The 25,235-nt window shown below is 53.7% G+C and carries 24 protein-coding genes; 12 read left to right on the top strand and 12 right to left on the bottom strand.

Features of this window, described 5'->3' with window-relative positions; translation table 11 throughout:
* Positions 1-75: 75 nt before the first annotated feature.
* The 6 genes from THS27_RS09380 to THS27_RS09355 form a co-directional block, all read right to left on the bottom strand.
* The gene (locus THS27_RS09380) at positions 76-330 is read right to left on the bottom strand and encodes a hypothetical protein (RefSeq protein ID WP_085590124.1); all 255 of its coding nucleotides are present in this window, start codon (positions 328-330) and stop codon (positions 76-78) included.
* 180 nt (positions 331-510) lie between these two features.
* Positions 511-984, bottom strand: coding sequence for a DoxX family protein (locus THS27_RS09375; protein ID WP_085590122.1), 474 nt, complete (start codon positions 982-984; stop codon positions 511-513).
* Positions 985-1,049: 65 nt separating this feature from the next.
* On the bottom strand, positions 1,050-1,745 hold the full coding sequence (locus tag THS27_RS09370; RefSeq protein WP_085590120.1) for a pirin family protein: 696 nt from the start codon (positions 1,743-1,745) through the stop codon (positions 1,050-1,052).
* Positions 1,746-1,851: 106 nt separating this feature from the next.
* Positions 1,852-3,000 carry an anti-sigma factor gene (locus THS27_RS09365; RefSeq protein ID WP_085590118.1) on the bottom strand — a complete coding sequence of 383 codons (1,149 nt, stop codon included), beginning with the start codon at positions 2,998-3,000 and terminating at the stop codon, positions 1,852-1,854.
* Complete coding sequence (locus tag THS27_RS09360; protein ID WP_085590116.1) at positions 2,997-3,527, bottom strand: RNA polymerase sigma factor; 531 nt, start codon at positions 3,525-3,527, stop codon at positions 2,997-2,999. Before THS27_RS09360 ends, THS27_RS09365 begins: the two co-directional genes overlap by 4 nt.
* Positions 3,528-3,611: 84 nt before the next feature.
* Positions 3,612-3,992 carry a hypothetical protein gene (locus THS27_RS09355; RefSeq protein WP_085590114.1) on the bottom strand — a complete coding sequence of 127 codons (381 nt, stop codon included), beginning with the start codon at positions 3,990-3,992 and terminating at the stop codon, positions 3,612-3,614.
* Between the two features lie 294 nt (positions 3,993-4,286).
* Here THS27_RS09355 and THS27_RS09350 point away from each other — a divergent pair, with 294 nt between their 5' ends.
* Positions 4,287-5,078 (top strand): sirohydrochlorin chelatase, encoded by a 792-nt coding sequence (locus THS27_RS09350; RefSeq protein WP_085590112.1) that lies wholly within the window; start codon positions 4,287-4,289, stop codon positions 5,076-5,078.
* Between the two features lie 76 nt (positions 5,079-5,154).
* Here THS27_RS09350 and THS27_RS09345 read toward each other — a convergent pair whose 3' ends face one another.
* Positions 5,155-6,078 carry a LysR family transcriptional regulator gene (locus THS27_RS09345; protein ID WP_085590110.1) on the bottom strand — a complete coding sequence of 308 codons (924 nt, stop codon included), beginning with the start codon at positions 6,076-6,078 and terminating at the stop codon, positions 5,155-5,157.
* A 78-nt stretch (positions 6,079-6,156) separates the two neighbouring features.
* Entirely contained in the window at positions 6,157-6,348 is a 192-nt protein-coding gene (locus THS27_RS09340; RefSeq protein ID WP_085590108.1) for a hypothetical protein, read from the bottom strand.
* A gap of 285 nt (positions 6,349-6,633) precedes the next feature.
* Here THS27_RS09340 and THS27_RS09335 point away from each other — a divergent pair, with 285 nt between their 5' ends.
* A complete protein-coding gene (locus tag THS27_RS09335; RefSeq protein WP_085590171.1) occupies positions 6,634-7,095 on the top strand; it encodes a PaaI family thioesterase in 462 nt (153 codons plus the stop codon).
* 220 nt (positions 7,096-7,315) lie between these two features.
* On the opposite strand, the gene THS27_RS09330 is transcribed toward THS27_RS09335, so the two are convergent.
* From THS27_RS09330 to THS27_RS09320, 3 genes are all read right to left on the bottom strand, one after another.
* On the bottom strand, positions 7,316-8,893 hold the full coding sequence (locus THS27_RS09330) for an aldehyde dehydrogenase (NADP(+)) (RefSeq protein WP_085590106.1): 1,578 nt from the start codon (positions 8,891-8,893) through the stop codon (positions 7,316-7,318).
* A gap of 875 nt (positions 8,894-9,768) precedes the next feature.
* Positions 9,769-10,440: a FadR/GntR family transcriptional regulator gene (locus THS27_RS09325; RefSeq protein WP_085590104.1), complete on the bottom strand. Its 672-nt coding sequence runs from the start codon at positions 10,438-10,440 to the stop codon at positions 9,769-9,771.
* Between the two features lie 48 nt (positions 10,441-10,488).
* Positions 10,489-11,322: a sulfite exporter TauE/SafE family protein gene (locus THS27_RS09320; protein ID WP_085590102.1), complete on the bottom strand. Its 834-nt coding sequence runs from the start codon at positions 11,320-11,322 to the stop codon at positions 10,489-10,491.
* A 236-nt stretch (positions 11,323-11,558) separates the two neighbouring features.
* On the opposite strand from THS27_RS09320, the gene THS27_RS09315 reads away from it, so the two are divergent.
* Genes THS27_RS09315 through THS27_RS09300 form a run of 4 tightly spaced genes read left to right on the top strand, consistent with a single transcriptional unit; the run spans position 11,559 to position 16,235 of the window.
* Entirely contained in the window at positions 11,559-12,506 is a 948-nt protein-coding gene (locus THS27_RS09315; protein WP_085590100.1) for a tripartite tricarboxylate transporter substrate binding protein, read from the top strand.
* Complete coding sequence (locus tag THS27_RS09310) at positions 12,503-13,054, top strand: tripartite tricarboxylate transporter TctB family protein (protein WP_085590098.1); 552 nt, start codon at positions 12,503-12,505, stop codon at positions 13,052-13,054. The genes THS27_RS09315 and THS27_RS09310 overlap by 4 nt, the downstream gene beginning before the upstream one ends.
* A 43-nt stretch (positions 13,055-13,097) precedes the next feature.
* A complete protein-coding gene (locus THS27_RS09305; protein WP_085590096.1) occupies positions 13,098-14,612 on the top strand; it encodes a tripartite tricarboxylate transporter permease in 1,515 nt (504 codons plus the stop codon).
* A 24-nt stretch (positions 14,613-14,636) separates the two neighbouring features.
* A complete protein-coding gene (locus THS27_RS09300; RefSeq protein ID WP_085590094.1) occupies positions 14,637-16,235 on the top strand; it encodes a gamma-glutamyltransferase family protein in 1,599 nt (532 codons plus the stop codon).
* A 141-nt stretch (positions 16,236-16,376) separates the two neighbouring features.
* On the opposite strand, the gene THS27_RS09295 is transcribed toward THS27_RS09300, so the two are convergent.
* On the bottom strand, positions 16,377-17,108 hold the full coding sequence (locus THS27_RS09295) for a GntR family transcriptional regulator (protein WP_085590092.1): 732 nt from the start codon (positions 17,106-17,108) through the stop codon (positions 16,377-16,379).
* A gap of 322 nt (positions 17,109-17,430) precedes the next feature.
* Here THS27_RS09295 and THS27_RS09290 point away from each other — a divergent pair, with 322 nt between their 5' ends.
* The 6 genes from THS27_RS09290 to THS27_RS09265 all read left to right on the top strand — a co-directional run bounded on the left by THS27_RS09290 (position 17,431) and on the right by THS27_RS09265 (position 25,215).
* Entirely contained in the window at positions 17,431-18,516 is a 1,086-nt protein-coding gene (locus THS27_RS09290) for an ABC transporter ATP-binding protein (protein ID WP_085590090.1), read from the top strand.
* Between the two features lie 34 nt (positions 18,517-18,550).
* Positions 18,551-19,864: a PotD/PotF family extracellular solute-binding protein gene (locus THS27_RS09285; protein WP_085590169.1), complete on the top strand. Its 1,314-nt coding sequence runs from the start codon at positions 18,551-18,553 to the stop codon at positions 19,862-19,864.
* A gap of 96 nt (positions 19,865-19,960) precedes the next feature.
* A complete protein-coding gene (locus THS27_RS09280; RefSeq protein ID WP_085590088.1) occupies positions 19,961-20,818 on the top strand; it encodes an ABC transporter permease in 858 nt (285 codons plus the stop codon).
* 1 nt (position 20,819) lies between these two features.
* Positions 20,820-21,644, top strand: a complete 825-nt coding sequence (locus THS27_RS09275) for an ABC transporter permease (RefSeq protein WP_085590086.1) — start codon at positions 20,820-20,822, stop codon at positions 21,642-21,644.
* Positions 21,645-21,654: 10 nt separating this feature from the next.
* Positions 21,655-22,401, top strand: a complete 747-nt coding sequence (locus THS27_RS09270) for an aspartate/glutamate racemase family protein (RefSeq protein WP_085590084.1) — start codon at positions 21,655-21,657, stop codon at positions 22,399-22,401.
* A 789-nt stretch (positions 22,402-23,190) separates the two neighbouring features.
* A complete protein-coding gene (locus THS27_RS09265) occupies positions 23,191-25,215 on the top strand; it encodes a glucan biosynthesis protein (protein WP_246832910.1) in 2,025 nt (674 codons plus the stop codon).
* Positions 25,216-25,235: the final 20 nt, after the last annotated feature.

The raw sequence follows: 25,235 nt of genomic DNA, 5'->3' as shown, positions 1-25,235 counted from the left end.
GAGCCAAGTCGCACAATACGATGGAATTGATTGAGAAAAGGATGCGGCTTTCGCCTTACCGGATTTTTGCGGTGTTTAATCAGATGCAGAAACACTGCCAAGCCAGTTTGAAAACAGGGTGTGACGCGATGTGCGGTGTGTTTCAATGTTCCATGCAATGAAAGATTGCAACAGATCGTGCTGCAACGTCTGTGAAGCCGATTGCACATCCCGGTATTGCGGCAAATTGGCACCGTTTATAATGATTTGGGATGTTGCCATCAAAGAGGGATGGCAAGCATTTTGTGCCGTGACTGACTTTGAATGCAGGGCTGTTTGATCTTTGCGCATTGCTATCACTTTTCTATCCGGTGTCTTGCTGGCTGCAACCATAGGGAGTTTTCACTGTGCGCTATATCCCCATTTGGGGATGGATGTTAACCGTATGAAAAACAACAAAAAACGGGATACCCATAAGGGTATCCCGTGTCATGGCGTGCGATGGCGCAGCAGGGTGCGCAAAACAGAATTTTAGAATTCAAAACCCAGTTTGCGATCCAGCGAAATTTTGCCGCCACCCCGAATAAGGATGGAAAGGGCCATCATGCCCCACAGAACGGGCATTTCAAAACCGGCATCGGTCCAGGCGTAACCGTTGGGCAGGTGAATGAAAAACGCCACGGTCATGAAGACGACAACGGCTGCTGCTACCGGGCGGGTCAAAAGGCCCAGAACCAGAAGGGCACCGCCGAAAAATTCAAGCGAACCCACCAGCAAGGCAAAAAGATAGCCCGGGTGGAAGCCGATGCTGTCAAAATAGCCACCGGTTCCTTCAAGACCATAACCGCCAAACAGGCCAAACAGCTTGCCGGCACCATGCGGCATGAGAAGAATGCCGGTGGTCACCCGAACGATCAGCCATGACAGGGGTTCAAGGGCTGCCCAGACATTGGCAAGGGCAGGGATAATGGGGCGGGCGCCAGACGGGTTGAGGGACGTGTTCATTGGAATTCTCCGTAAATTCAGGTGGCATCGTGCGATGCAAATTGGGAAAAGCGGTAAACCGTCAGTCAGGCAACCATGTCAAACAACAGGGCCTCGATATCGGTTTGTGCGTGTATTTTCAGAAGGTTTTCGTCGGAAATGGCAGCACCATCACCGGCATTCAATTCGGTGTTACCCAGGGTCAGGGTGCCCTTTACTACTTGCAACCAGGCCAGGCGGCCTGCGCGCAACGGATGGTCAACCTTGCTGTCTGCGGTTAAATGGGCGGCATACAAATCCACATCCTGATGGATGGTGATCGACCCATCCCGACCTGTAGGACTGCCAATCAACTGCAAACTGTTTGACGGGGCGGCAATGTCCTTTTCCTCGTAACCTGGTTCAATTCCCTGTTTTTCAGGGATGATCCAGATTTGCAGGAAATGAACCGGTTCGGTTTTTGAGCCGTTATATTCGCTGTGGCGAATGCCTGTGCCCGCACTCATGCGTTGCAGGCGTCCGGGACGAATAACCGAGCCGTTGCCAATGCTGTCTTTATGTTCAAGGGCCCCTTCGATGACATAGGAAATAATTTCCATGTCGCGGTGGGGGTGGGGGTCAAAGCCGGCACCGGCTGTAACCCTGTCTTCGTTGATAACCCGTAACGGACCCCAGCCCATGTGGTTTTGGTCATGATAATGACCGAACGAAAAGCTGTGGTGCGAATCAAGCCAGCCAAAATCGGCCCGGCCACGTTCTGCTGATGTGCGTACTTTAATCATTGTCGGCTCCTGTGTCAGGGTGACATTTGTTGGAGCCAGCTTACGTTGTTTTTAATTAAGCACAATCAATTGAAATAAACACAAACTGTTTCCATTTCAGTACAAATCATGCGCCAAGCTGTTGATAAACCACCATTGCCACATCTTCGAGATGGGCTTTGCCGATTTCACCGCTTAACGCATAGCCGATGGTTCCGTCGATCCAGTAGAATGTCTCGATATTTCCCGATGTCTGATAGCGAAAGCCGGTGGATCGATTATCTGCATCGTGACCGACCATCATGGTCAGGCGTTGGCCGCTATTGTCCTCATACATCAACAATGCACCGGGTTTGCCGGCAAAGGGCACCAGCCGCCCCCCGACAAGGTTAAATCCCTGCGATGTCAGGTCCGGGGCGGTAAAATGTATTCCCAGCCGTTTGCCGAGCCAGCCAACCAGATGGTCTTTTTCGTTGGCATAAACCTCGACCGGGTGGCGCACTTCGCTGGCATAGATGCCATATCCCGCACTTGATGCTTCGGGCAGGGTTTGAACATAATCCGGACTTTGGCCTTGTTTCGGAATCGCGGCTTCCATAATCGCAGCCCCCCCAATTCCGCCTGCAATAAAAACGACCAGTGCCGCCGCCATTTGCCGAAACGGGTATTGTGTGCGACGTCCCGATGGTTGATTGGGGCCATCTTCGTAAGGACCCGGGGGCGGGGGGATCAGCCGTTTGCCACCGGCTGATGGCGCGCGCAAATTTTGCGTTAAATGTTCGCGGTGCGGGGATAACCGTCGCGCGTTTCGGGCGGATGTGGCGCGATCAGCGGGATCGTCAATCTCATCGTCCAGGTCCAAAACCGTATTTCGGTCGTCATGCCCGGCGGTGGTGCTGTTTGGGGAGTTATGATTGTCTGAAAGGTGATTATTGTGGGGTTTGTCGGTGCCATCGACGCCATCCATGCCATTTTCGGCGGTGTTGGCGTTGTCGGTGTACATAACTGCCGGGTCATGGCCGGAATAATCGTTTTGTTGTGTCTGTGCTGTTATGCGGGCCTGCGCGTTAATTTCCTGATCATCAGGGGAGGCGGCGGGCTGGAAAATGGTTTGCAAAAGCTGATTTTGCGCCTGCCAGTCTGCGACCTCGGCTGCTGCGTTTGGGTGCTGTGCCAGCCAGGCTTCAACCACGCGGTGGCGTTCGGGCGATAATTGACCATCAACATAGGCGTGAAGGTCGTCTTCCCCAATATCTTCGTTGTTCTGCCCGGTCATTTTGGTCTCCGTAACGCAATCACATTGGGGGGTGTCGTATGGTCGTCACCATTTTGCAAGGACAGATGTGTTGCCAAAAATTTGCGGGCGCGCGACAGGCGTGACATCACTGTGCCCTGGGGAATTTGCAAAATATCGGCACACTCCCCATAGCTATAGCCTTCAATTGCCACCAGCATTAGAACAGCCCGCTGGTCGGGATCAAGTAATTCAACAGCGCGGCGCAGGCTATCGTGTGTGGCAAAGTCGCCTGCGGGTGGGCTGGCGACGGTTTCGACGATATTTTCGCCGTCCTCGTCAAACAGGGCGCGTGTACTGCGTTGTTTGCGCAGCCGGTTATAATTCAAATTGGTCATGATCTTCATCAGCCATGCCTTGCGGTTGATCCCGCGCCAGCTTTGCGCATTGCCATAGGCAGAAACCAGGCAGTCCTGCAACAGATCCTCGGCGTCGTGGCTGTTGCGTACAAGGGCACGCGCATAGCGACGCAAATTGGGGATCAGTTCAAGAATGCCTGGTTCTTTCATCCGGGGTGCCTTTTTGTGCCCGTCATGCTCTGGTTGATCAAATTGATCGGAGGTAAGGCATTATGCAGCAGGGAGGCCTGGCCGTCAGGGGCGCGCAACATCCCAGACATTCAAAACACCGTTACCGGTCGTGTCACCCGGTTTGCTGTCCTTGATCCAGAAATAAAGCGGTTTGCCATCGTGCGCCCACTGCTTGCTGCCATCCTTACGGGTGATGATGGAATATGCGCCATCTGCCATCGCGCCTTCGGTTGCCGTGAATGGCGGCCAGTTGGCAGCGCATTTGTCATAGCAGTTTGACATATCCTTGCCGTCTTTCTGGAAGGTATAAAGGGTCATGCCGTTTTCTCCGGCCAGGACGGTGCCAAGGTCGGTATCCATGGATTTAACCGGCGCGGCAAGGGCGCTGGTCGCCCCGGCAATACACAGGGTCGTGGCGACCAGGATGGTTTTGACTGTAAACATGGTGGGTGTCCTTTTGTCTGATGTTCTGCTGCGTTTGTTGCCGTCAGAACAGGAAGGGATGAAGCGGCTGTTTTGCCAAAGTGGACAGGGCCTTAAAAAGCGTCTCATCCTGTCAGACACCACAGGCGGCTGATTTATTCCCGCCGGGACTAAAATTATTCAAATTCAGCGAAAAAAACTATTTAGGCTCAAAAAGCTGGATATAATTTTGATCGAAATTTCGTTTCGCTTCGTACCCGAATGTAGTTTGGCAACGTTATTCTGTTTTATCAGGCTGCAAAGTGACCGGTAACCATGCCCTATCGCGGTAAAACGACGTTATTGATTGTTGCACATGGCACCAGTGTTGCCGACGGCGACCCGGCCGGTGTGCTGGCGCGCCAGTTGCGCCCGCACTGGAACGGCCCTGTTACCCATGCCTATATGCGCAGTGACCCAGGCTTAAGGTCGGTGCTGGGAAAAATGATGCAAGCGGGGCAAACCGCACGGCTTGTGGTGGTGCCGTTGTTTTTTAGTGCCGGATATCTGGTGAATGATGAATTGCCCGCCATTCTGAACGAAGCGGGGCTGCGCCATGCGATGGTGTTACCCCCGGTAACGGGGCTACACGGGTTTATTCCGATGGTGGCCGATTGTTTGGCGACAACCCTTGCCGCCAGAAACTGGCAAGCAGGCGAGACAACCCTGTTTCTGGTGCCACACGGCCTTAAATCCCTGAAAGAACCCAGTGACGAGCAAATCTGGCAGGCCCAGCGCATTGCCAATGTTGTTCCTGAATTATCGGTGAAAATTGCCAATGTCGAGGGTCAGCCCTCGCTTGCTGACTGGAGATCGATGGCTGATCGTCCGCACAGCATGTTTTTGCCATTGCTGGCAGGCGGGGGCGTTCATGCCCGTACCGATGTGCCTGAAATGATGGCATTGACCGAAGCTGATGAAGCAGTCGTTTTATCGCCAATTGGAATATGGCCTGAATTGCCGCCATTGATTTTGGATCAGGCTCAAAAAAGAACCCGCCATGCTGTGGTGCTGGCAAATTTTACCACGGCTGATAAATTTGTGTCGCAAAGTGTACCGGCGGGCTGAATGTTCGGCATGTCAGGCGCGCCAGATGTGCAGGATCCCTAACGCGATGATCGACCATAGCCCGGATGAAAGAAATTTATTCCGGGGAAGCGGCAGCGTGGGATTTTTTCAGCAGATAATCGCGCAGGGTGCGGGTGGCGGTCGACAGGTTTTTTTCTGCCTCATGCACAATCAGCAACTGGCGCTTTGCCCAGTCATCGGCAATGGGTGTGCCGGAAATATTCATATGCGAGAGGTGTTCTTCAACGCTGGAGCGGCGTAAAAAACCGATACCAAGTCCGGCGGCTATGACACGGCGCAGTGAGCCAAAACGCATTACCTTGATATGCGGATGCATTTCATGGTTAAGTTTGTTGGCCGCTTCGCTGATCAGGTCATCAATAACGCCGCCCTCATGCAGGGAAATGATCTGATATTTGATGGCGTCGGCGAAATGAACCGGCTGCGGATTTTGCGGATCAGGAATAAGAGGATGGCCTTTTGGCGTTACCAGCCAGATAGGGTCGTCGCAAAACACATGATAATCAAGGTCATACCGGCCAACATTGTCGGCAACCACGGCCAGATCAGCCCGGCCATCACGGATTGCATCCACCGATTCACGGCTGGTCAGTTCGCTGACATCAACTGTAATACCGGGGAAATCAACCCCGAAATCAGCCAGATAGGTTGGTAATCCCGTCAGGATACCTGACGTGACAGTGGCCAGAAAAATCTCGCCTTTTTCACCGTAATTGAAATCACGTAATTCGTTTGACAGATGGCGCAGGTCGCCCAGAAGCTTTTCGCCATAACGGGCGAAAATAGTTCCTTCCGGCGTGGGTTCAACACCGCGCGGCAAACGCCGTAGCAAACGCACACCCAACAGGGCCTCAAGTTCGCCAATGCGGCGACTGACGGCGGATGTTGCGATATGTTCGCGCCGGGCTGCTTCGTTAATGCTGCCGGCCTTAACAATGGCGACGAACAGCCTGATCGTGACGATATCAAACTTTTGCATATAATCGTTTAGGTCGCCTGCAATGAAGCGGTCAAGCGCGATTATTACGGATCGTCGTCAAAGTTGGGGGAAGAACAATCAGTTCTTCGCATCCAGCATGTTTTTGCGCCATTCGTTGATCAGGGCAGTGTGATCACGGGCCGGGCTGTTTTGCAGAATCTGGGCCACGCGAACGGCTTCAAGAAAGTTTACAAACCAGCCAAATTTCGGTTTTGCGGCAGCCGGTTCGGTGCGGGCAACAGGGGCGCTGTCAAATGCGAGAGTAGCCATTTTGAAGTCTCCTTTAAGAAGAAGTTTGGGTCGTTTTCCTTGAGTTGAAAGTTAGCAAAAGCCAGCATTGCCCACTATCACCGGTTTGCGGCGTCCCCGTTCTTGTTTGGAGAACGATAGCTGTTAAGTTATTGAAAAATATCAATTCTGTGTTTTTGCGCCGCACAATCAAACTGCTTTATTTATGTTTTTACTTCAAAGAACACCTCGTTATTGATTGTTATTATGTGTAAAAAATTCATCAATCATGTGAAAAAATGGCACATATTGGAAAAGGAGGGCCTTTTGAGCAACGACGATGACAATCTTGCTTTCGAGCAGCAACATGGCAGTGGTCTTCAGGAAATGCTGGGATACCGGCTGGTCGAATGGCGCATGAACGAGGCCGTCGTCACATTGAAGGTTGCAGCGCAGCATTGTAACCGTGCGGGAATTTTGCACGGGGGTGTTTTGGCAACCTTGCTTGATACTGCATCGGGATATGCGTGTTGCTATTGCCCGGTGCCAGGCAATATTCGCCGGTGTTTAACCCTGTCGCTGACCACCCAGTTTATGGGGCAGGCAAGGGCGGGCGAGACTGTTTCTGTCGTGGCTCAATATCAGGGTGGGGGACGTAAAATTATTTTTACCACCGCAGCGGCCTATGACCAGCAAGGAAGCATTATTGCCTCGGCCAGCGGTACATTTCGGTATCATCGCGGCAGTGAAGATGAAGCCGGAATGCCGCGTGGAAGCGGGCAGCCCTAACCCGGTCGCGTTTTTGCTTTAAGATCCGGCGAATGCTGTATTTGTCCTTAAGGGAAAGCCGTGTGCTGTGGGGATTGGTATTGGTGCTTCATCTCCCCTTCTTCATCCTCTCCATTATGTATTCGGGTTTGCCTGACAGCAGGTTCACGGGGATAAACAAAAGGCGCTGCAATGAATGCAGCGCCTTTGTCATTTTATCGGGATATATGGTGACCGATGATTATTTCGGCATCTGCCATTTACCATCGACCAGACGCGGAATGTTCAGCGGATTGCCGTCTTTCAGCGCATCGGGCAGCAAGGCATCGGCAAAGGCCTGATAGGCAACCGGGCGGACAAAGCGTTTGATCGCCAGCGACCCAACCGAGGTTGCACGCGAGTCGGTGCTTGCCGGGTAGGGGCCACCGTGGACCATGGAATGGCAGACTTCAACGCCGGTCGGCCAACCATTGACCAGAATACGGCCAGCGCATTTTTCCAGAAGCGGGCGCAGCTTGCCTGCAAATTCGGCATCAGCATCGTCCATCTGGATGGTGGCGGTTAACTGACCGTGCAGTTTGGCGGAAATGGCCAAAATCTGATCGGTGCTGTCGCATTCAATGATGATGCCGGCCGGGCCAAACATTTCTTCGGCCAGTTCCGGGTTGGCTTCCCAGTCGGCAGCAGAAACGCGGTAAACAGCGGGGCTGCCTTCAAACGGGCCGTCACCATCGCGGCGTTTAAGCGCACAGGTGACTTTCGGGTGTTTTGCCATCGCATCATTGACGTCGTGATAGGCGCTTGAAACCCGGTCGGTCAGCATGGCCTGGCTGGCAACGCCGCCCAGTTCTTCAACGGCGGTGGTGACGAATGTATCAATATCGTCGCCCTTAAGGGCCAGCAAAAGACCCGGATTGGTGCAGAACTGGCCGACACCCATGGTCAGCGACCCGGCCCATGCCTTTGCAATGCCTGCGGCATTTTTCTTCATGGCGTTGGGCATCAGGTAAACCGGGTTGTTGCTGCCCAGTTCGCCGTAAAACGGGATCGGTTCCGGGCGGCTAACAGCAATATCAAACAGGGCACGACCCCCACCGGTAGAACCGGTAAAGCCAACAGCCTTGATCATGGGATGGGCGACCAGCGACTGACCAACAACCCGGCCCCCACCGTGAACCATGCTGAACACACCCTTGGGCATGCCGGTTTTTTTGATCGCAGCATCAATGGCCTGTGCCACGATTTCGGATGTACCAGGGTGGGCCGCATGGGCCTTGAACACGACCGGGCAACCCGCGGCCAGCGCCGATGCGGTATCACCACCGGCAACCGAAAATGCCAGCGGGAAGTTTGATGCGCCAAATACGCCAACTGGGCCAAGGGCCTTGAACATCGAACGGATGTCGGGTTTGGGCAGCGGGGCGCGGTCGGGCTGGGCGGTTTCGATGCGGGCTTCAAACCACGAACCTTCTTCGATCCAGTCGGCAAAGAAACGCAGCTGACCCACGGTACGGCCACGTTCGCCTTGCAGACGTGCGGGCGGCAGGGCCGATTCGAGGTTGCCCATTTCAGTCAGCTCATCGCCGCGGGCATCAATTTCATCCGCGCAGGCGCGCAGGAAACCAGCCCGTTTGGACGGCGACATGGATGCAAATTCTTCAGCGCATTCATTGGCCGCACGGGCAGCCTGATCGACATGCTGTTCAGTGCCCTGCTGAAATTTGGTCGGCAGCTTTTCGCCGGTTGCGGGGTTGTCCGCCTGAAAGACGTCCGGTCCGTCCAGCCATTCGCCTGCAATATAGTTTTTTCCGCTCAGCATCGGGTTCTCCTGTGGGTTGGATTTGATCATCCGTTATTGTGGCGCGCGCAGCGTCGACAGGTTTGACGCAGGTTTTATGGTTCTATTCGGGCCTTTGCCGTGACGGGAAAGGGCCGGTGTGAACTGCAAAAAACCTCCTTCTTTATAAAACTCATACAATAGTACGATACAAAGCAGGGCTTTGTCATCCGGCGCGCCTGATCCGGACGGGTGTTTGTTGATCGGGAATGTATGGTTCAGACCGTGGCTTGTAAAGTCATCATATGAAAAGTAATGCGGTTGACATCAATTCGCGCGGGCGGGCAACAGGTGTCGAAACAAATATATCATGATAACAAATGCATATTGGCTTTGTTCCCGCGCATTTGGGTAAGTGAATATTTTATGCAATTTAATCTGTTGCGAAAGATGAGGACTTTCCAGGTGCCAGACTGGTTGTGAAAGCCGACCGAATGGTATCGTAGATGGTCTTGCCAATAGAGGACATGACGGGACAAGCGCGCAAGGCTTGCAAACAAACGGCGTGCAATGGGTGGGGCATGGTGATGGTGGTGTCTGGCAGGGGCGTTTTCGCGGTGCGGGGTGCGAAGCCGGTACAGGGCGGTTAAATCCGGGGGCTGTGTGCTGTGTACCTGATCGCACGGGCGGAGAGCTGCAGTGTTAACTGCATTGCCAATCGACACATGTGTTGGTCATAACCGCACGGCAGAGGCAGCGTGCTGTTATCCATGTGTTTTGCTGTGTGGTGGGGGCGAAAGACTGACGTGAATGGCGAGTTCGCCCGGCAAGGGTGGGGTAGGCCGGTGATTGGCGGGGGCGGAGCGATATTTCAGGGCGGTGGCACGAAGGGATTAAATACCGGTTCCTGTTTGTAATCAGTTTTGGTGCAGGGCGCGTTCGACTTGTGAGAGGTGAGCGCGCATGGCTTCTTCCGCCTGGTTGGGGTCACGCATTTCGATCGCATTGACGATGGCGCGGTGCTGTTCGGACAATTTGGTGATCAGACGGTCGGAATGTGTACTTTCGCGCATCCGCGACCATGCGGCATCGCGTCTAACGGCGTTTACGGCCTCAAATACCGCTAAAAACAGGGTATTGCGCACACTTTCGGCCAGTTTTTGATGAAAGGCCGAATCCCATTTTTCATAATCGGCCTGATTTTGGGCATTGGCCGCGTTTTCAACCATCATGCGCATGGCATCAATATCGGCTTGTGACGCGCGCAGGGCGGCAAAACGCGCCATCGACGGTTCAATTTCCAGGCGAACTTCCATAATTTCATAAGGGCTGGTTTTGGTGGCGAGCCCTTCAAGGCGGCGCAAACGCGGGGTAGGCGGGGTGCCGACAAAGGTACCCTGGCCCTGACGGCGCCAGATCAGCCCGTCGGCTTCAAGTTCGTCAAGCGCCTTGCGCAGGGCGCGGCGGCCCACATCGAGTTTTTCGGCCAAGCTGCGTTCGGCAATGACGCGGCCATTCTCTACATATTGCCCCTGGTTAAAGGCATTGCGCAGCGTTTTGGCCAGCCCCTGTGTTGATATATCGTTCATGGCAGGTGTTTTTCTTGTTGCTACTGACGTTTCCGGTGCAATCAGCTATCAAAAAATCAGGTCGTGGAACATACGAATTGACGTAACGAGCAAGAAAAGCCCGAAACAGATGCGTAAGGCCCGCTGGGGAATGCTGTGGGCAATACGCGCGCCAACCGGCGCAAAAAGCACGGTCATGGGTATCAGAAGGGCGGCTGCCAGTACATTGACATACCCCACGGAAAAGGGCGGTCTGCCCGCAATGCCAATGCCCGACATGGCATAACCAATGGTGCCGGGCAGGGCAATGATCAATCCGATTGCCGATGCTGTGCCAACCGCTTTGCGAATGTCATAGCCCAGAAAGCTAAGCAGCGGTACGCAAATGGTGCCGCCGCCAATGCCCATCATCGCCGATAAACCGCCCGCCAGAACCCCCAGCGCAGCCCATACCGATTTGGGCGGGTTTTTTTGCGAATCGGTTGATCTGTCGCGTGCCAGCATCATGTTGGCAGCTACCAGCAACGCCACCACAGCAAAAACAACGGTTAAGACCCGCCCGTCAACATGGCCGCCAATGGCTGTGCCAATAATAACGCCAATAACAATGGCAGGGCCCCAGCGTTTAAGCAGCCCGACATCAACCGCCCCTTTTTTGTAATGGCTGCGTGTCGATGACAGGGCGGTGGCAATGATGGTGGTCAGCGATGTTGCCACGGCAATTTGCATGCGCATGCTTTCATCCACCCCCATCACGGAGAGGAAATGATACAGCACCGGCACAATGACAATGCCGCCGCCAACGCCAAGCAACCCGGCCATAATGCCGCCAACCACACCGGCAAACAGCATGGCGCCGCCCCAGATAAGATAAAGATGCGCGCCGCTTCCCAGATCCATCATTTTAAACCAATCCAAACCAATTTTGATTTAATCAATTAATGGTTCTAGTCACAAATTTCCGTTTTTGGCTAGAATTTTTGCACGTGCGAGCGCTAAAAATGGCAATTTATGGCAAATTTGTGTTTTTGTGCTTGCGCCGCAGCAATGAAGGTGCAAACAATATTGGCATAAATATAACGAACCATGACTAAAATGGTTTGAGGAAATGATGAACCACTTATCAGGAGGCTGGAGATATGCTTCGCAAAATTGCGATGGCGGCGGGATTGATGCTGGCCGCAGCGGCGGTAACACCGGTTATGGCGCAGGATTATCCGAATAAACCGATTGAATTTATTGTGCCTTGGGGCCCGGGTGGCGGTAGCGACACCCTGATGCGTATTGTTGGCCTTGGCCTGTCGGAAGTGACCGGTCAGCCGGTGCCAATTATTAATATGCCCGGCGTTGGCGGAACGGTAGGCCTGAAGGAATTTGCCAAGCGCCCGGCAGATGGCTATACGATTTCGCAAATCCACGAAGGGTTGTTAACGGCAAATAAAACCGGCATCACCGATCTGGATTGGGACAGCTTTATTCCGGTCGCGCTGGTAGCATCTTCACCGCAATATCTGACGCTTTCCAAAAACGACAATTTCAAAAATCTTGAAGAATTAAAAGCCTATGCCAAGGCCAACCCGGGCAAGGTGCGCGCCGGTGTGACCCTGGGCGGGGTGCCGCATTTGCACATGGCCATGATCGAGGATGCCCTTGGCGTTCAGTTCAGTTATGTCGGGTTCCGCGACACGGGTGAACGTATTCGCGCCCTGGTGGGCGGCAATATTGATATTGCCATTGGCGATGTTTCATCGGCGAGCGAGTTTGTTAAAAACGGCGATCTGATTTTTGCCGGTGTGGGTACAGAAGAACGCACCGCCGAAGAACCCGATGTGCCAACGATGAAAGAACAGGGCTACGATTTGCAAATGGCGGTGACACGCGGCGTTGTTCTGCCCAAGGGCACACCGCAGCCGATTGTCGACAAGCTGGCGGATGATTTGAAAAAAGCCATGTCGCTTGATGACATCAAAACCAAAATGAAAAATGCCGGTTCTGCCAATGTCTTTATTGGCGAGGAAGATTACAAAGCCTATCTCGAAAAACTTGATGCTGACGTGACCAAGCTGGTCGGCAAGTTGCAGGGATGACGGCCGATACCCCGAAACCGGCGGCAGCAGATGCAGTGGCATCTGCTGCCACGCGGGCCCGAAATGAACTGGCCCGGCTGGTTTCCTATATTGTTTTTGGTGTTGCTGCGGTTTATTGCGCCTGGCGGGCATCATCCTTGCCGACATCACGCTGGGAGCCATTGGGGGCCGGGTCTTTCCCCAAACTGGTTTTCAGTGTGCTGGCGGCCTTGTGCCTGTTTGCCGCGATCAAGTCGGTGATTGATATTCACCGCAATGGCGGCATGCCCGAAGCGGTTTATGCTTTTGGGCGCTGGCTTAAAATCCGGCGCATTTCCTTTGCGATTTACGGGTTGCTGGTGGTTTACCTTGGCGTGTTGTCCACGTTGGGCTTTTCGCTGGCGACGTTCGGCTTTTTGCTGATTGCACAATTGCTGATCGCGGGTGTGACGCGCCGAACGGTTATTCAGTCTGTTATCGCTGCCCTGGTGTTTTCGTTCGGGCTGAACATGCTGTTTGCCGATGTTTTCAATGTTTTCCTGCCGCGTGGTGTTCTGATTGCCTTTTAGGCAGCGATACAGCGCCGTCACATACTGCTGAAAGTTCAGACATATGTTGGATGCTTTTTTTCAGGGCGCGCATCAGGTTTTTGCCTTTGATACCCTGATTTATATGTTGATCGGGTCGGTCGCCGGTATTGTTGCCGCCGCGATCCCCGGTTTTACCGTGACGATGGCCATTATCCTGACCTTGCCGCTGACCTTTGCCATGGAACCCCTTCAGGGCATTTCGGTGATGTTGTCGGTTTATGTCGGGGGCTATACCGGCGGCCTGATCAGTGCGGCTTTGCTGGGTATTCCCGGCACCCCCAGTTCGGTTGCTACCACCTTTGATGCCTTTCCCATGGCACGCAATGGCGAGCCGGGCCGCGCCTTGTCGCTGGGGGTGTGGGCATCGTTTTTCGGCACCATTATTTCCACACTGGTGCTGATTGTTGCCGCCCCGCCGCTGGCGGTTGTGGCGGTGCGCCTGGGCCCGTGGGAATATTTTTCGCTGATCGTTTTTGCCTTAACCATTGTTGCCAGTCTGGTGGGCAATTCGCTGATCCGCGGCCTGATTGCCGGGGTGATTGGCCTGGGTCTTGCCACCATCGGGCCGGACCCGATGATGGGCCGCCCGCGCCTGACCTTTGATATGGATCTGCTGGCACCGGGCCTGCCGTTTCTGGTGGTGCTGATTGGCATTTTCGCCATCAGCCAGCTTCTGGACGAGGTCGAAATTCACGGCAAAAAGGTCAATCATGCGCTGATTCCCAAAAGCATTGATTTCAAAACCTGGGAAGTGATGCGCGAAGTTTTGATGCGCCCGGTTAATTTGATCCGGTCATCGCTGGTCGGGGTTGTAATTGGGGCGTTGCCCGGTGCCGGGGGCTCGATTGCCAATTTGCTGGCCTATGATCAGGCGAAACGCAGTTCCAAAACGCCGGAAAAATTCGGCCAGGGAATTGCCGATGGGGTTGTGGCCTCCGAGGCAGGTAATTCGGCCACGGCAGGCGGCGGGTTGATCCCGCTGATTTCGCTGGGCATTCCCGGATCGGCAGTGGATGCCATTTTAATGGCATCCCTGATGGTGCATGGCATTAGTGTCGGCCCCAGGCTGATTCTGGATCATGCCGATCTGGTTTATGGCATGTTTATCGCCCTCACCGTTGCCAGCTTTATGATGCTGGTGGTGTGTGTGGCCTCGATGCGGCTGTTTTTGCGGGTTACCGATATTCCCAAACAGTTCATTGTGCCAACCGTGATGATCTGCTGCGTGATCGGGGCTTTTGCCCTGAATAACCGCATGGGCGATCTTTATCTGCTCGGCGCGATCGGGTTGGTGGGCTACATTTTGAAATGTCTGGATTATCCGCTGGCTCCGTTGGTTTTAGGCGTCATTCTTGGCCCGATTGCCGAAACCAATTTGCGCCGTGCGTTAATGAGTGATGGCGACTGGACGGTGTTTTTTACCCGGCCAATTTCTGCCCTGTTTTTGGCAGCGGCGGTTTTGTCGGTTATTTTGAGCATCCGGTCGATCTGGAAAGCCCATAAAAAGGGCAATGGAAACAAAGATGCGCTCGTCTGAGTGCCGCGAGGAGGAATTAAACCCATGAAATTTACCACCGAAGGGCTTTATGCCTCGCGCCGGTCACCGGTGATGGCGCGTAATATTGTTTCGACATCGCAACCACTGGCAGCGCAGGCCGGTTTGCGGATGCTGGCCCAGGGCGGTAATGCCGCCGATGCGGCCCTGGCCGCCGCTATCGCCTTGCCGGTGGTAGAGCCAACCGGCAATGGTTTGGGGTCGGATGCCTATGCCATTATTTGGGATGGCACGGAAATTCATGGCTTGAATGCATCGGGCCGTGCCCCGGCGGCGTGGTCGCCCGAACGGTTTGCCGGGCAGGAAAAAATGCCGCAACGGGGCTGGGAGGCTGTCACGGTGCCCGGTGCGGTTTCGGCGTGGCGGGCGATATCGGATAAATTTGGCAAATTGCCGTTTGAAAAACTGTTTGAACCCGCCATCGAATATGCCAGCCGGGGTTTTGCCGTATCGCCCATCATTGCCCAGCTTTGGGCCAATGGCGCAAAAGTTCTGCATGACAAACCCGGCTTTGCCGAAGCCTTTATGCCCGGGGGCCGTACCCCCAAAGCAGGCGAGTTGTTCGTCAACTCGGCGATGGCCGAAAGCCTGCGCGATATTGCCGAGACGGGTGGGGATAGTTTTTACAAAGGCCGATTGGCGAAAAAAATTGCCGATTTCGCACGCCAGCATGGCGCTGCCCTGAATGAAGAAGACCTTGCCAATCACAAGGCGGATTGGTGTGGCACCATCAGCCAGGAATTTGGCGATGTCGCCCTGCATGAAATTCCACCCAACGGGCAGGGCATTTCGGCGCTGATGGCCTTGGGCATTTTGCGCCATTGCCAGATTGACCAATATGGCCCGGATGACCCCGAAGCGCTGCATCTGGAAATTGAGGCCATGAAACTGGCCTTTGCCGATTTGCACACTTATGTCGCCGATCTGGACCATATGCGCGATGTGACGGTGGAACATTTGCTGTCAGATAAATATCTGGCATCGCGGGCCGCCTTGATTGATCCGGCGCACGCGCAGGATTTTAAGGCCGGTGCGCCCGAACATGGCGGGACGGTATATGTCACGGCGGCGGATGAAAACGGCATGATGGTGTCGTTTATTCAGTCGAATTATCTGGGTTTTGGCTCCGGCGTTGTGGTGCCGGGTACCTCGATCAGCTTGCAAAACCGGGGGCATGGCTTTTCGTTGCAACCCGGCCATCCTAACCTGGTTGCGGGTGGAAAACGCCCGTTCCAAACCATTATTCCGGCCTTTTTGATGGGCAAGGATGGCAACCCGGTCATGAGCTTTGGCGTCATGGGTGGGCCGATGCAGGCCCAGGGGCATTTGCAAATGACGCTGCGCACCCAACTTTGGGGCCAAGACCCGCAAACTGCCGCCGATGCCCCGCGCTGGCAGGCCATTTCCGGGCTGGATGTGGCGGTCGAGCATGTTTTGGGGGATGAAACGATCAAAGCCTTGCGCGCCAAGGGCCATAACGTTTTGGTCGAAACGCCCGATCAAACCAATTTCGGCTTTGGCGGGGCGCAGCTGATTGCCAAAACCGATGCCGGCTATGTTGCCGGGTCCGACCCGCGCAAGGATGGTTGTGCGGTTGGTTTCTAAGGTCCGATAGGATCGGGCGATATTATTTCTGTCGGCTTTGCGATCGAAAAGTAAGGGGGCGGGGTGCTTTGGCATCCGGCCCTTTTTTGTTTTGCCGGGGCGGATTGATGCAAAGCAAGGGGGCAGTGGCCCAAAAACGTTTTAACCTGCCTTGCTGCTGGGATGGCGGCCAAAGATGCTGGCGAAATCGGTTTTGCCGGGTTTTTCGCGCTGAAGCTGAAGCCGGTCACGGATATTATCAAGATGCTTTGCCATGCAGGATGCGGCTTCGTCGGCGTCGCCACCGGTCAGGGCGCGCAACAGTTCATCATGGTCATCATGCGAACAATCGGCGGGTTGCGGGCTTTCATACATCGCAATGATCAACGAGCTTCGCAAAATCAGCCGTTCCAAAAATTCCTCGATCACCAGATTATTGGCAAGGCGGGCCAGTAACAGGTGAAATTCACCGGACAAAATGATGGCTGCACGGTGATCGCCCTCGTGGTGGGCTTTGTGTTCGGCTTGCAGGTGAGCGCGGATTTGTTCGGCCTGATCGTCGTTCATATGCGCTGTCACCTTACGCACCACGCCATCTTCGATCATGCGGCGGGCGGAAAAAACCTCGATGGCTTCGGCAATAGTCGGTTCGGAAACAAACGCGCCGCGATTGGGCACCAGATTGATCAGTTTATCGTGGGCCAATTGTAAAAAGGCGGCACGAATACGCGCCCGGCTGACGCCAAAGGTTTTTGCAAGGTTTTCCTCAATCAGCTTCATGCCCGGTTCCAAACGGCGATCAAGGATGGCACCCAGCATTTCCTGATAAATCTGTTCTTCCGGCCGTAATTTTCCGCTGCCAGTGAAGCGTTGGGGCTCGGCGGGGTGGGCCATGGGGCGGGTCTTTCCTGATGGGGGGCGAGAAGATGTGATCTTTAGTTTTTACAAAATTGTTGACGATTTGCATAACAAAAAACTGTCCAACGGCCAGCTTATTGTCAAATAAGTCTAAAAAATATGCATATTATAAAGATTGTCTAAAAACTGTTCATTCGTTGCGTATAAAATTAGCATTTATTCGCGAGGTGGCCCCGAAAACCTCAACCTATAAGATCTGAAATGACGCTTTTGCGCGTTATTTTTGATGTGGCACAGCATTTGCTAACAATCAAAACACAGATTGTTGACAATTTTGCATGCAGTATCGGGTGGGCGGATGACGGGTAACGGGGCCATTGAGCTGATCGCTGTCAGTAAATATTACGGCAGTACAATCGCAGTCAAATCGATCGATCTCAAAATTCCGGCTGGCGCTTATTGCTGTCTGATCGGTCCATCGGGCTGCGGCAAGACAACAACCCTTCGCATGATAGCCGGTCACGAGGCGATCAGCGAGGGGGATCTGCTGATCGGGCAGCGCAACGTTACGGAATTGCCACCGGTTAAACGTGGCACGGCAATGATGTTTCAGAACTACGCGCTGTTTCCGCACATGAGCTGTGCTGAAAATGTTGCGTTCGGCCTGCGTATGCAGGGTGTCTCCCCGGCGGAGCGGGCCGAACGTGCGACCGAAATGCTGGCCCGTGTCCATATGGAAAAATTTGCAGATCGCAAGCCCGACCAGCTTTCGGGTGGGCAGCAACAGCGCATTGCGCTCGCTCGCGCCCTGATCACCCAGCCCGAAGTTTTGCTGCTTGATGAACCTTTGTCGGCGCTGGACCCGTTTTTGCGCGCCCGGATGCGTGATGAATTGCGCCGCCTGCAACAGGATTTGGGCATTACCTTTGTTCATGTGACTCACGCCCAGGACGAAGCCCTGGCCCTGTCGGACATGGTGGTGGTGATGGAGGACGGGGTGATCCGCCAAAAGGGTCGCCCGGAGGAAATTTTCAACCGGCCCAAATCGCGCTTTATTGCCAATTTTATGGGTGGGCAGAACATTTTTAAAGGCAAGGTCGCCCGGGCCGATGCCACAACCACCATTATCGAGCGCGGCCCTGACCAGTTTGTATTGCCGGTTCACGGGGATGCGAAGACGGGCGAAGACCTGGAATTTACCATTCGTACCGACCTGATTGGTCTGGCGCAGGAAATTCCCGCCGGGGCAGGGCAAAGCCAGATTCCGGTTGAAATCACCACAGTGGAATATTTGGGGCTTTGGGTGCGGATCGTTGCCACCACGATGGATGGCAAGGACATCACCCTTATGAAGACCGAAAGCGAATTTCGGCGTGCGCCTGTGCGCAGGAAGGAAAAGTTTATCGCCTATTGGGAACCCGAACACGCACATGTTCTGGCCTGAAATCAAAAAAACATCGTTTTATCAGGAGCTTCACATGACGACCGAAAAAAGCAAATTGAAGTCCATTCTTCCAGGCAAGGATGTTACCCGTCGCGGTTTCCTTAAAGGGGCTGCAGCCACGGCCGGTGTTGCGATTGGTTCGGGAGCCATTACAGGTTTCCCCACCATTTGGGCGCAGAACATTAAAAATGTGACCTTGCGCCAGTTTGGCACCGGGGTTTCCAACATCAATGCCGTTGCCGACAAGGTGAAGGAAGATCTGGGCTTTACCCTGCAAATGACGGCCCTTGATTCCGATGCGGTGGCCCAGCGCGCCGTCACCCAGCCCAATTCATTTGATATTGCCGATATTGAATACTGGATTTGCAAAAAGGTTTTCCCGGCCGGCACGCTTCAGCCGATGGACGTTGCCAAGATCAAGAATTACGACAAAATCTCGCCGCTGTTCATTACCGGCAAGCTGACGCCTGATTCCAAAATTGCCCAGGGCACAGCCCCGCACAAGGTTGGCTTTGTCGAAGGCCCGGACAGCACCGATTTTGCCAGCGCCCCGACCCAGTGGATGACGCTGATTCCGACGATTTACAATGCAGATACCCTGGGTATTCGCCCCGATCTGATTGGGCGCCCGATCAATAGCTGGGCCGAATTGCTGAATCCGGAATTTAAAGGCAAGGCATCAATCCTGAATATTCCGGCGATTGGCATTATGGATGCGGCGATGGTTTCCGAGGCAATGGGTGAAATCACCTATGGCGACAAGGGCAATATGACCCAGGAAGAAATCAATAAAACCATTGCCCTGATGATCGAAGCCAAACGGGCCGGGCAGTTCCGCGCATTCTGGAAAAGCTTTGATGAGTCGGTCAATCTGATGGCGTCGGGCGAAGTTGTGATCCAGTCGATGTGGTCCCCCGCGATTGCCGCTGTTCGGTCCAAAGGCATCGAATGCAAATATCAGCCGCTTAAGGAAGGTTATCGGGCATGGGGGGGCGGCATTGGCTTGGCCAAGCACCTGTCGGGCCTCGAGCTGGAAGCGGCCTATGAATATATCAACTGGTATCTGTCGGGCTGGGTTGGGGCGTATCTTAACCGTCAGGGCTATTACAGTGCAGCCCCTGCAACCGCCCAAAAATTCATGTCCGATGATGAATGGGGATACTGGATGGAAGGCAAGGAAGCGCAGGGCGACATTATGAGCCCCGAAGGCAAGGTTATGGAAAAGGCCGGTGCCGTGCGCGATGGCGGTTCTTACGAAGAACGTATGGGCCATGTGGCGTGCTGGAATTCCGTTATGGATGAAAACAAGCACATGGTTCGTAAATGGAACGAATTTATCGCTGCCTGATGCGATGAAAATTTGGGCCGGGTCGCTGCCAGGGCGGCCCGGACTTCGCCCATGACGGCGAACCTTTTTCACGATTTCTGATTTTGGCGGGATGGCATGTCAGCACCCAATTCCAAACGCGGTTCCTATTTTCTGATCACGCCTATGGCGCTGGTGTTTGCCATTTTTCTGGTCATTCCATTGCTGACCATCGTTGTGGTCAGTTTCTGGGATTACGATGAATACCGCATCCTGCCTGATTTCATTTTTGAGAATTACAGCTACTTGCTGGGGTCGTCAGTGACCTGGCAAATCTATTTAAATACGTTCAAATACGCCGCCCTGACCTGGGCCTTTACCCTGGGTATCGGTTTTACCGTGGCTTATTTTCTGGCCTTTCATGTGCGCAGTTTAACCTGGCAGATCATTTTATTTATGGTGTGCACCATCCCGTTCTGGACCTCAAACATCATCCGCATGATTTCGTGGATCCCGTTTTTGGGACGCAATGGCTTGCTTAATCAGGCATTGATGGGGACCGGCATTATTCACGAACCACTTGAGTTTTTACTGTTTTCCGATTTCGCGGTGGTGCTGGCCGATGTGCATTTATATACGCTGTTCATGGTGGTGCCGATTTTCAATTCGATGATGCGCATTGACCGGTCATTGATCGAGGCCGCGCGCGATAACGGTGCCAGTGGCTGGGCAACGCTGCGTCATATTATTGTACCGCTTTCCAAACCGGGCATCGCCATTGGCTCCATTTTCGTCATTACGGTGGTGATGGGCGATTTCATTACCGTGCGACTAATGAGCGGCGGGCAAAGTGCCTCGGTCGGGTTACAAATTTCCAATGAGATCGGGCTGTTGCAATATCCGGCGGCAGCGGCCAGTGCGGTTGTGTTGCTGATTACGGTTTTGCTGATCGTCACCGCCCTTTTGCGCCTCGTCGATATTCGCAAGGAGCTTTAACATGGTCAGAACCCGCGAAAAACGGCCCACGGCCTTTTATATCCTTGCCGCATTTTTTGCCCTGTTTGTGCTGTTTTTATATGGGCCGATGCTGACCATTTTTATCCTGTCTTTTCAGGGCGAAAATGGCGGGCTGACATTCCCGATGAACGGATTTTCGTTTCACTGGTTTGTTAACCTGTTTCAGCAACAGGCAGTGGGCGACTTTGGCGGGTCTTTTCTGCGGTCATTGAAACTTGGCGCAATTGTTATGGTGGTAACAGTTGTCGTATCCTTTATGGCGGGGCTGGCATTTCGGCGGCGCTTTCGCGGTGACACCTTTGTTTTTTACCTTGCCATTGCCAGTTTGATTGTCCCTTCGATATTGATTTCGCTGGGCATTGGCCTGCTGTTCAATATTTTTCAGATCCAGCCGCATTGGTACAGTTCCGGCCTTGGTGCCCATTTGACCTGGACATTCCCGTTTGGCCTTTTGATCATGTTTGCGGTGTTTAACCGGTTTGATCCCTCGTTCGAGGAAGCCGCCCGCGATTTGGGGGCGTCGAACTGGCAAACCATTCGCCATGTGGTGTTGCCGATGGTGGCCCCCAGCCTGATCGGCGTGGCGATGTTTTCTTTTACCCTGTCTTACGATGAGTTTGCCCGCACCCTGATGACGGCTGGTTCGCTAAATACCTTGCCATTGGAAATTTATGGCATGACCACAAATGTCACAACGCCGGTTCTTTATGCGCTGGGCACGTTAACCACCGTATTTTCCTTTGTCATCATTGGTTTGGCATTTGGGGCGGTTTTATTGTTGCGCCGTCGCAAGGCGATAGGGTGAGGCCGCTAAGATGTCAAAAATAGCCATCATCAACCCCAACATGTCGGCGGGGTTTACCAATAAAATACGCGAGCAGGCCTGCAAAATTGCCTTTCCACATAACGAAATTCTGGCCCTGAACCCACGCTTTGGCCCCGATAGCATTGAAGGTTATTATGACGAAGCCTTTGCCAGCGTGGGGCTGTTATCGGTTATCCGCGAGATCGACCCCACCGGGATTGAAGGTTATGTCGTGGCCTGTTTTGACGATACCGGCGTTGATGCCGCCCGATGTTTGACTACCGCCCCCGTGATGGGGCTGTGTGAAGGGGCGGTGCGCTTTGCCCAGGCCCTTGCCGGGCGTTATGCGATTGTGACACCGATGGCGGTTTCTGTGCGCCCGCTGGAACATCTGGTGCGTAAATATGGCGCGGATCGCGATTGTGTGGTGCGTGCAGCCGGGGTGCGGACCCTTGATTTTGAAGGATCGCAGGCCGAAATCGCCTATACCGCCTTACATGATGCCGCGCGCAAAAGTTTGCAAAGCGACGGTGCCGAGGCGATTGTACTGGGCTGTGCCGGCATGACCGACATTGCGGATCGCTTAAAAAATGACCTGGGTGTGCCGGTGATTGACGGGGTACAGGCCGCAATTAAAATGATTGAAGGCATGGCAGCCTTGAAGCTTTTTACCAGCAAACACAGTACCTATGGCCAGCCTCCGGCAAAATCATATCATGGGATGTTTGGTGAGTTTGCTCCGTTACCCCTGATTTGAAAATAAACCGTGGCGGTATGTCGATTGCCGGACCTCAATACAGGGCGAGGGGGAGGCATATATTCGGGGAGCCGATTTTTGCATAATTGATGTTTATGCTGGCAAGACCTGTTTATCGGGGCGGTTGCATAGCCACGGGCGCATAGTTTTGTGTGTATCAGGAAGTAGGTTTGCCTGCCAGATAACGGCCCGATGATTGGTCCCGGTTTTCGGGATTTGGCATAATCGGTGGTGTAAGAACGGTGCGGACTCGGTTCGCACTGGTTTTTTTTATTAAAATCGCATCCATACCCAAGTATAGATCGTTAAAATTAAACACGATTGTATCGGTGAATCAAAATTGCAATTCAGGGTTTTGTTGCTTTGCAAAATAAAGCACCGTTTTGGGGAGGTCGGCTTTATGTGTGGGCTGGTAATAACCGTGAAATGACGGTTTCCTTCCCATGGAAGCCTTGTTTTTCAACAAAAATTGCACTGAATTTGAGAGGGACTTTACCGGGCGACGATGCCGGGCAGGCATAATTCTGGTGAATTTATTGCGACGCACAATTTCAAAAAATCAAAGGTTTTTCATGCTTCTGGCACGGTTTGTGGAAACATTCCCATCGCCCCTGCGTTGAACATGCGAAAAACTGGCTTTTCAAGACCTTAAACAGGGCCTAAATCCGTATAGGCAAGATCGACCGGGCGGGGGCGTCGTTGATGATTGTTCCATGCTGTCACATTGCTGCCCCGTTCATCGTGCAAAAGCCCGCAAGGCATTCAAACAAAGGTTTCGGCGTGAAAAAAATGCAAATTTGCCAGCAGGTTGACCAGCAGCGTGTCGCACGGAAAGGCTTTTCTGTTTCCCGGATGGGGATGGTTTCCGCGTTTGTTATTGCCGCGTTGTGCCTTGGGGCGCAACCGGGTTTGGCCGCAAATAGCAAGGCGGGCGCTGCAACAAAGCAGGCTGCTGCCCCGGCCCCGGCAAAGAATGAACCGTTAGCTGCCACCGATAGTGGCGGCACGGATGGCGCGGCACCACAATCAGCCGTGCCTGTGGCCGAGACGCAAGACGCGGCTAATGATGGAACCGGCAAAGCGCCAGCCGCGGATAATGCGGCAGCGACGGCAAATGCCAATAATTCCCCGACGGCCGAGCAGGCGCAGGCCACGGGCAATGCCGGTGGTGACGAGCCAAAAACCGATACCGGAAATGGCGAATCCGCCCCGGCAACGGATGGCGGGGCCAGCGCTGAGGGTTCTGCCGCAGGCGAAAATGCGCAAACGCCGGGTGCGGATGCTGCAAATGATGCCGTTAATACGGGTGATGCGGCGAAGGCCGGTGATAACAATGCCCAGGCGGCCAATGCTGACCAGAAACCGCCGTTTAGTCCGGACCTGGTCATTGATCGCGCGCGTGAACTGGCAAAAAAGCCGTTTGAAAATCCGCACCGTGAATTGCCCGGTGCGCTGGCCGATCTGGATGCGGCACAATATGCCAAAATCAAATTCAAGGCAGATCAGGCATTTTTAAAGGATTCCGCCACCGGTTTTTCGATGGAGCTGTATCATCCTGGTTATATGTATGATGTGCCGGTTGGCATTAATCTGATCAGGGATGGTAAAACGCAGCCGGTTCCCTATTCATCCAGTCTGTTTGATTTTGCCGATACGGGCCTTTCCGATAATAATGTCGGGGCGCAGGGCTATGCCGGGTTCCGCCTTAAATATCCGCTCGACTCGGTTAAAAGTAATGAAGAACTGGCATCTTTTTTAGGGGCCAGTTATTTCCGTGTTATGGGCCGTGATCAGGTGCGCGGCCAGTTGGCGCGTGCCCTTGCTATTGATCTGGCGGGGCCGTCGGGCGAGGAATTTCCGGTATTTCGTGAATTTTGGGTTGAACAGCCGACCGACCCCTGGGGCAAGGTTACGGTTTATGCGTTGCTAGACAGTGCGCGTGTGACCGGCGCCTATCAATTTGATATTTTCCCGGGTGAACGGACTGTTTCGTCGATCAAGGCGACATTGTTTTTCCGCGATCAAATTCAAAAACTGGGGATTGCCCCGCTGAGCAGCATGTTCCTGTTTGGCGAGCAAAAACGCCGCCATTTTGATGATTATCGCAACGAAGTGCATAATAGCGATGGCTTGCTGATTCATAATGGCCAGGGTGAATGGTTGTGGCGGCCGCTTGATAACCCCAAAAATTTGCAGATCAGCTCGTTTCTGGATCAGAACCCGCGTGGATTTGGCCTGATGCAGCGTGATCGCAATTTTGACCATTATCAGGATGCCGGCGCACATTTTGAAAAACGCCCCGGTTACTGGATTACGCCGAAAGGGGATTGGGGCAAGGGCCATGTGGAACTTGTTGAAATTCCCTCGCCCGATGAAACCAACGAAAACATCGTTGCCTTCTGGGTGCCGGACACCAAGCCAAAAGCAGGCGATGAACTGCAAATTTCCTATGATCTAACCGCCATGAGCGATGGTCGCGAATTGCATGGCATGGCACGCGCACTTGATACACGTATTGCGCCAATCCCCGGCGGGGACGAGGATAATGGTGGTATTCACCGCTTTATTCTGAATTTCCGTGGTGGCGACCTGGATTATTATATGGATGATATTGCCAGTCTTCAGGCCGATGTCAGTGCATCGAATGCCAATGTCAGCAATATCCGGGTGGAAAAAGATGCGGAGAATGGCGGCGTGCGGATGACGTTTGATCTGGCCGGGACGGGTGAAACACCAACATCAAACCTGCGGGCTTTTCTGCATTACAAGGATCGCGTCATTAGCGAAACCTGGACGATGCCGTGGGCATTTTAACGCGGCGTTCGGCCTGCCCG

Source organism: Thalassospira sp. MCCC 1A01428 (genome assembly GCF_002115825.1).
Taxonomy (GTDB): Bacteria; Pseudomonadota; Alphaproteobacteria; order Rhodospirillales; family Thalassospiraceae; genus Thalassospira.
The sequence above is the reverse complement of the archived record's forward strand: the minus strand, read 5'-3'. Positions and strand labels throughout refer to the sequence as shown.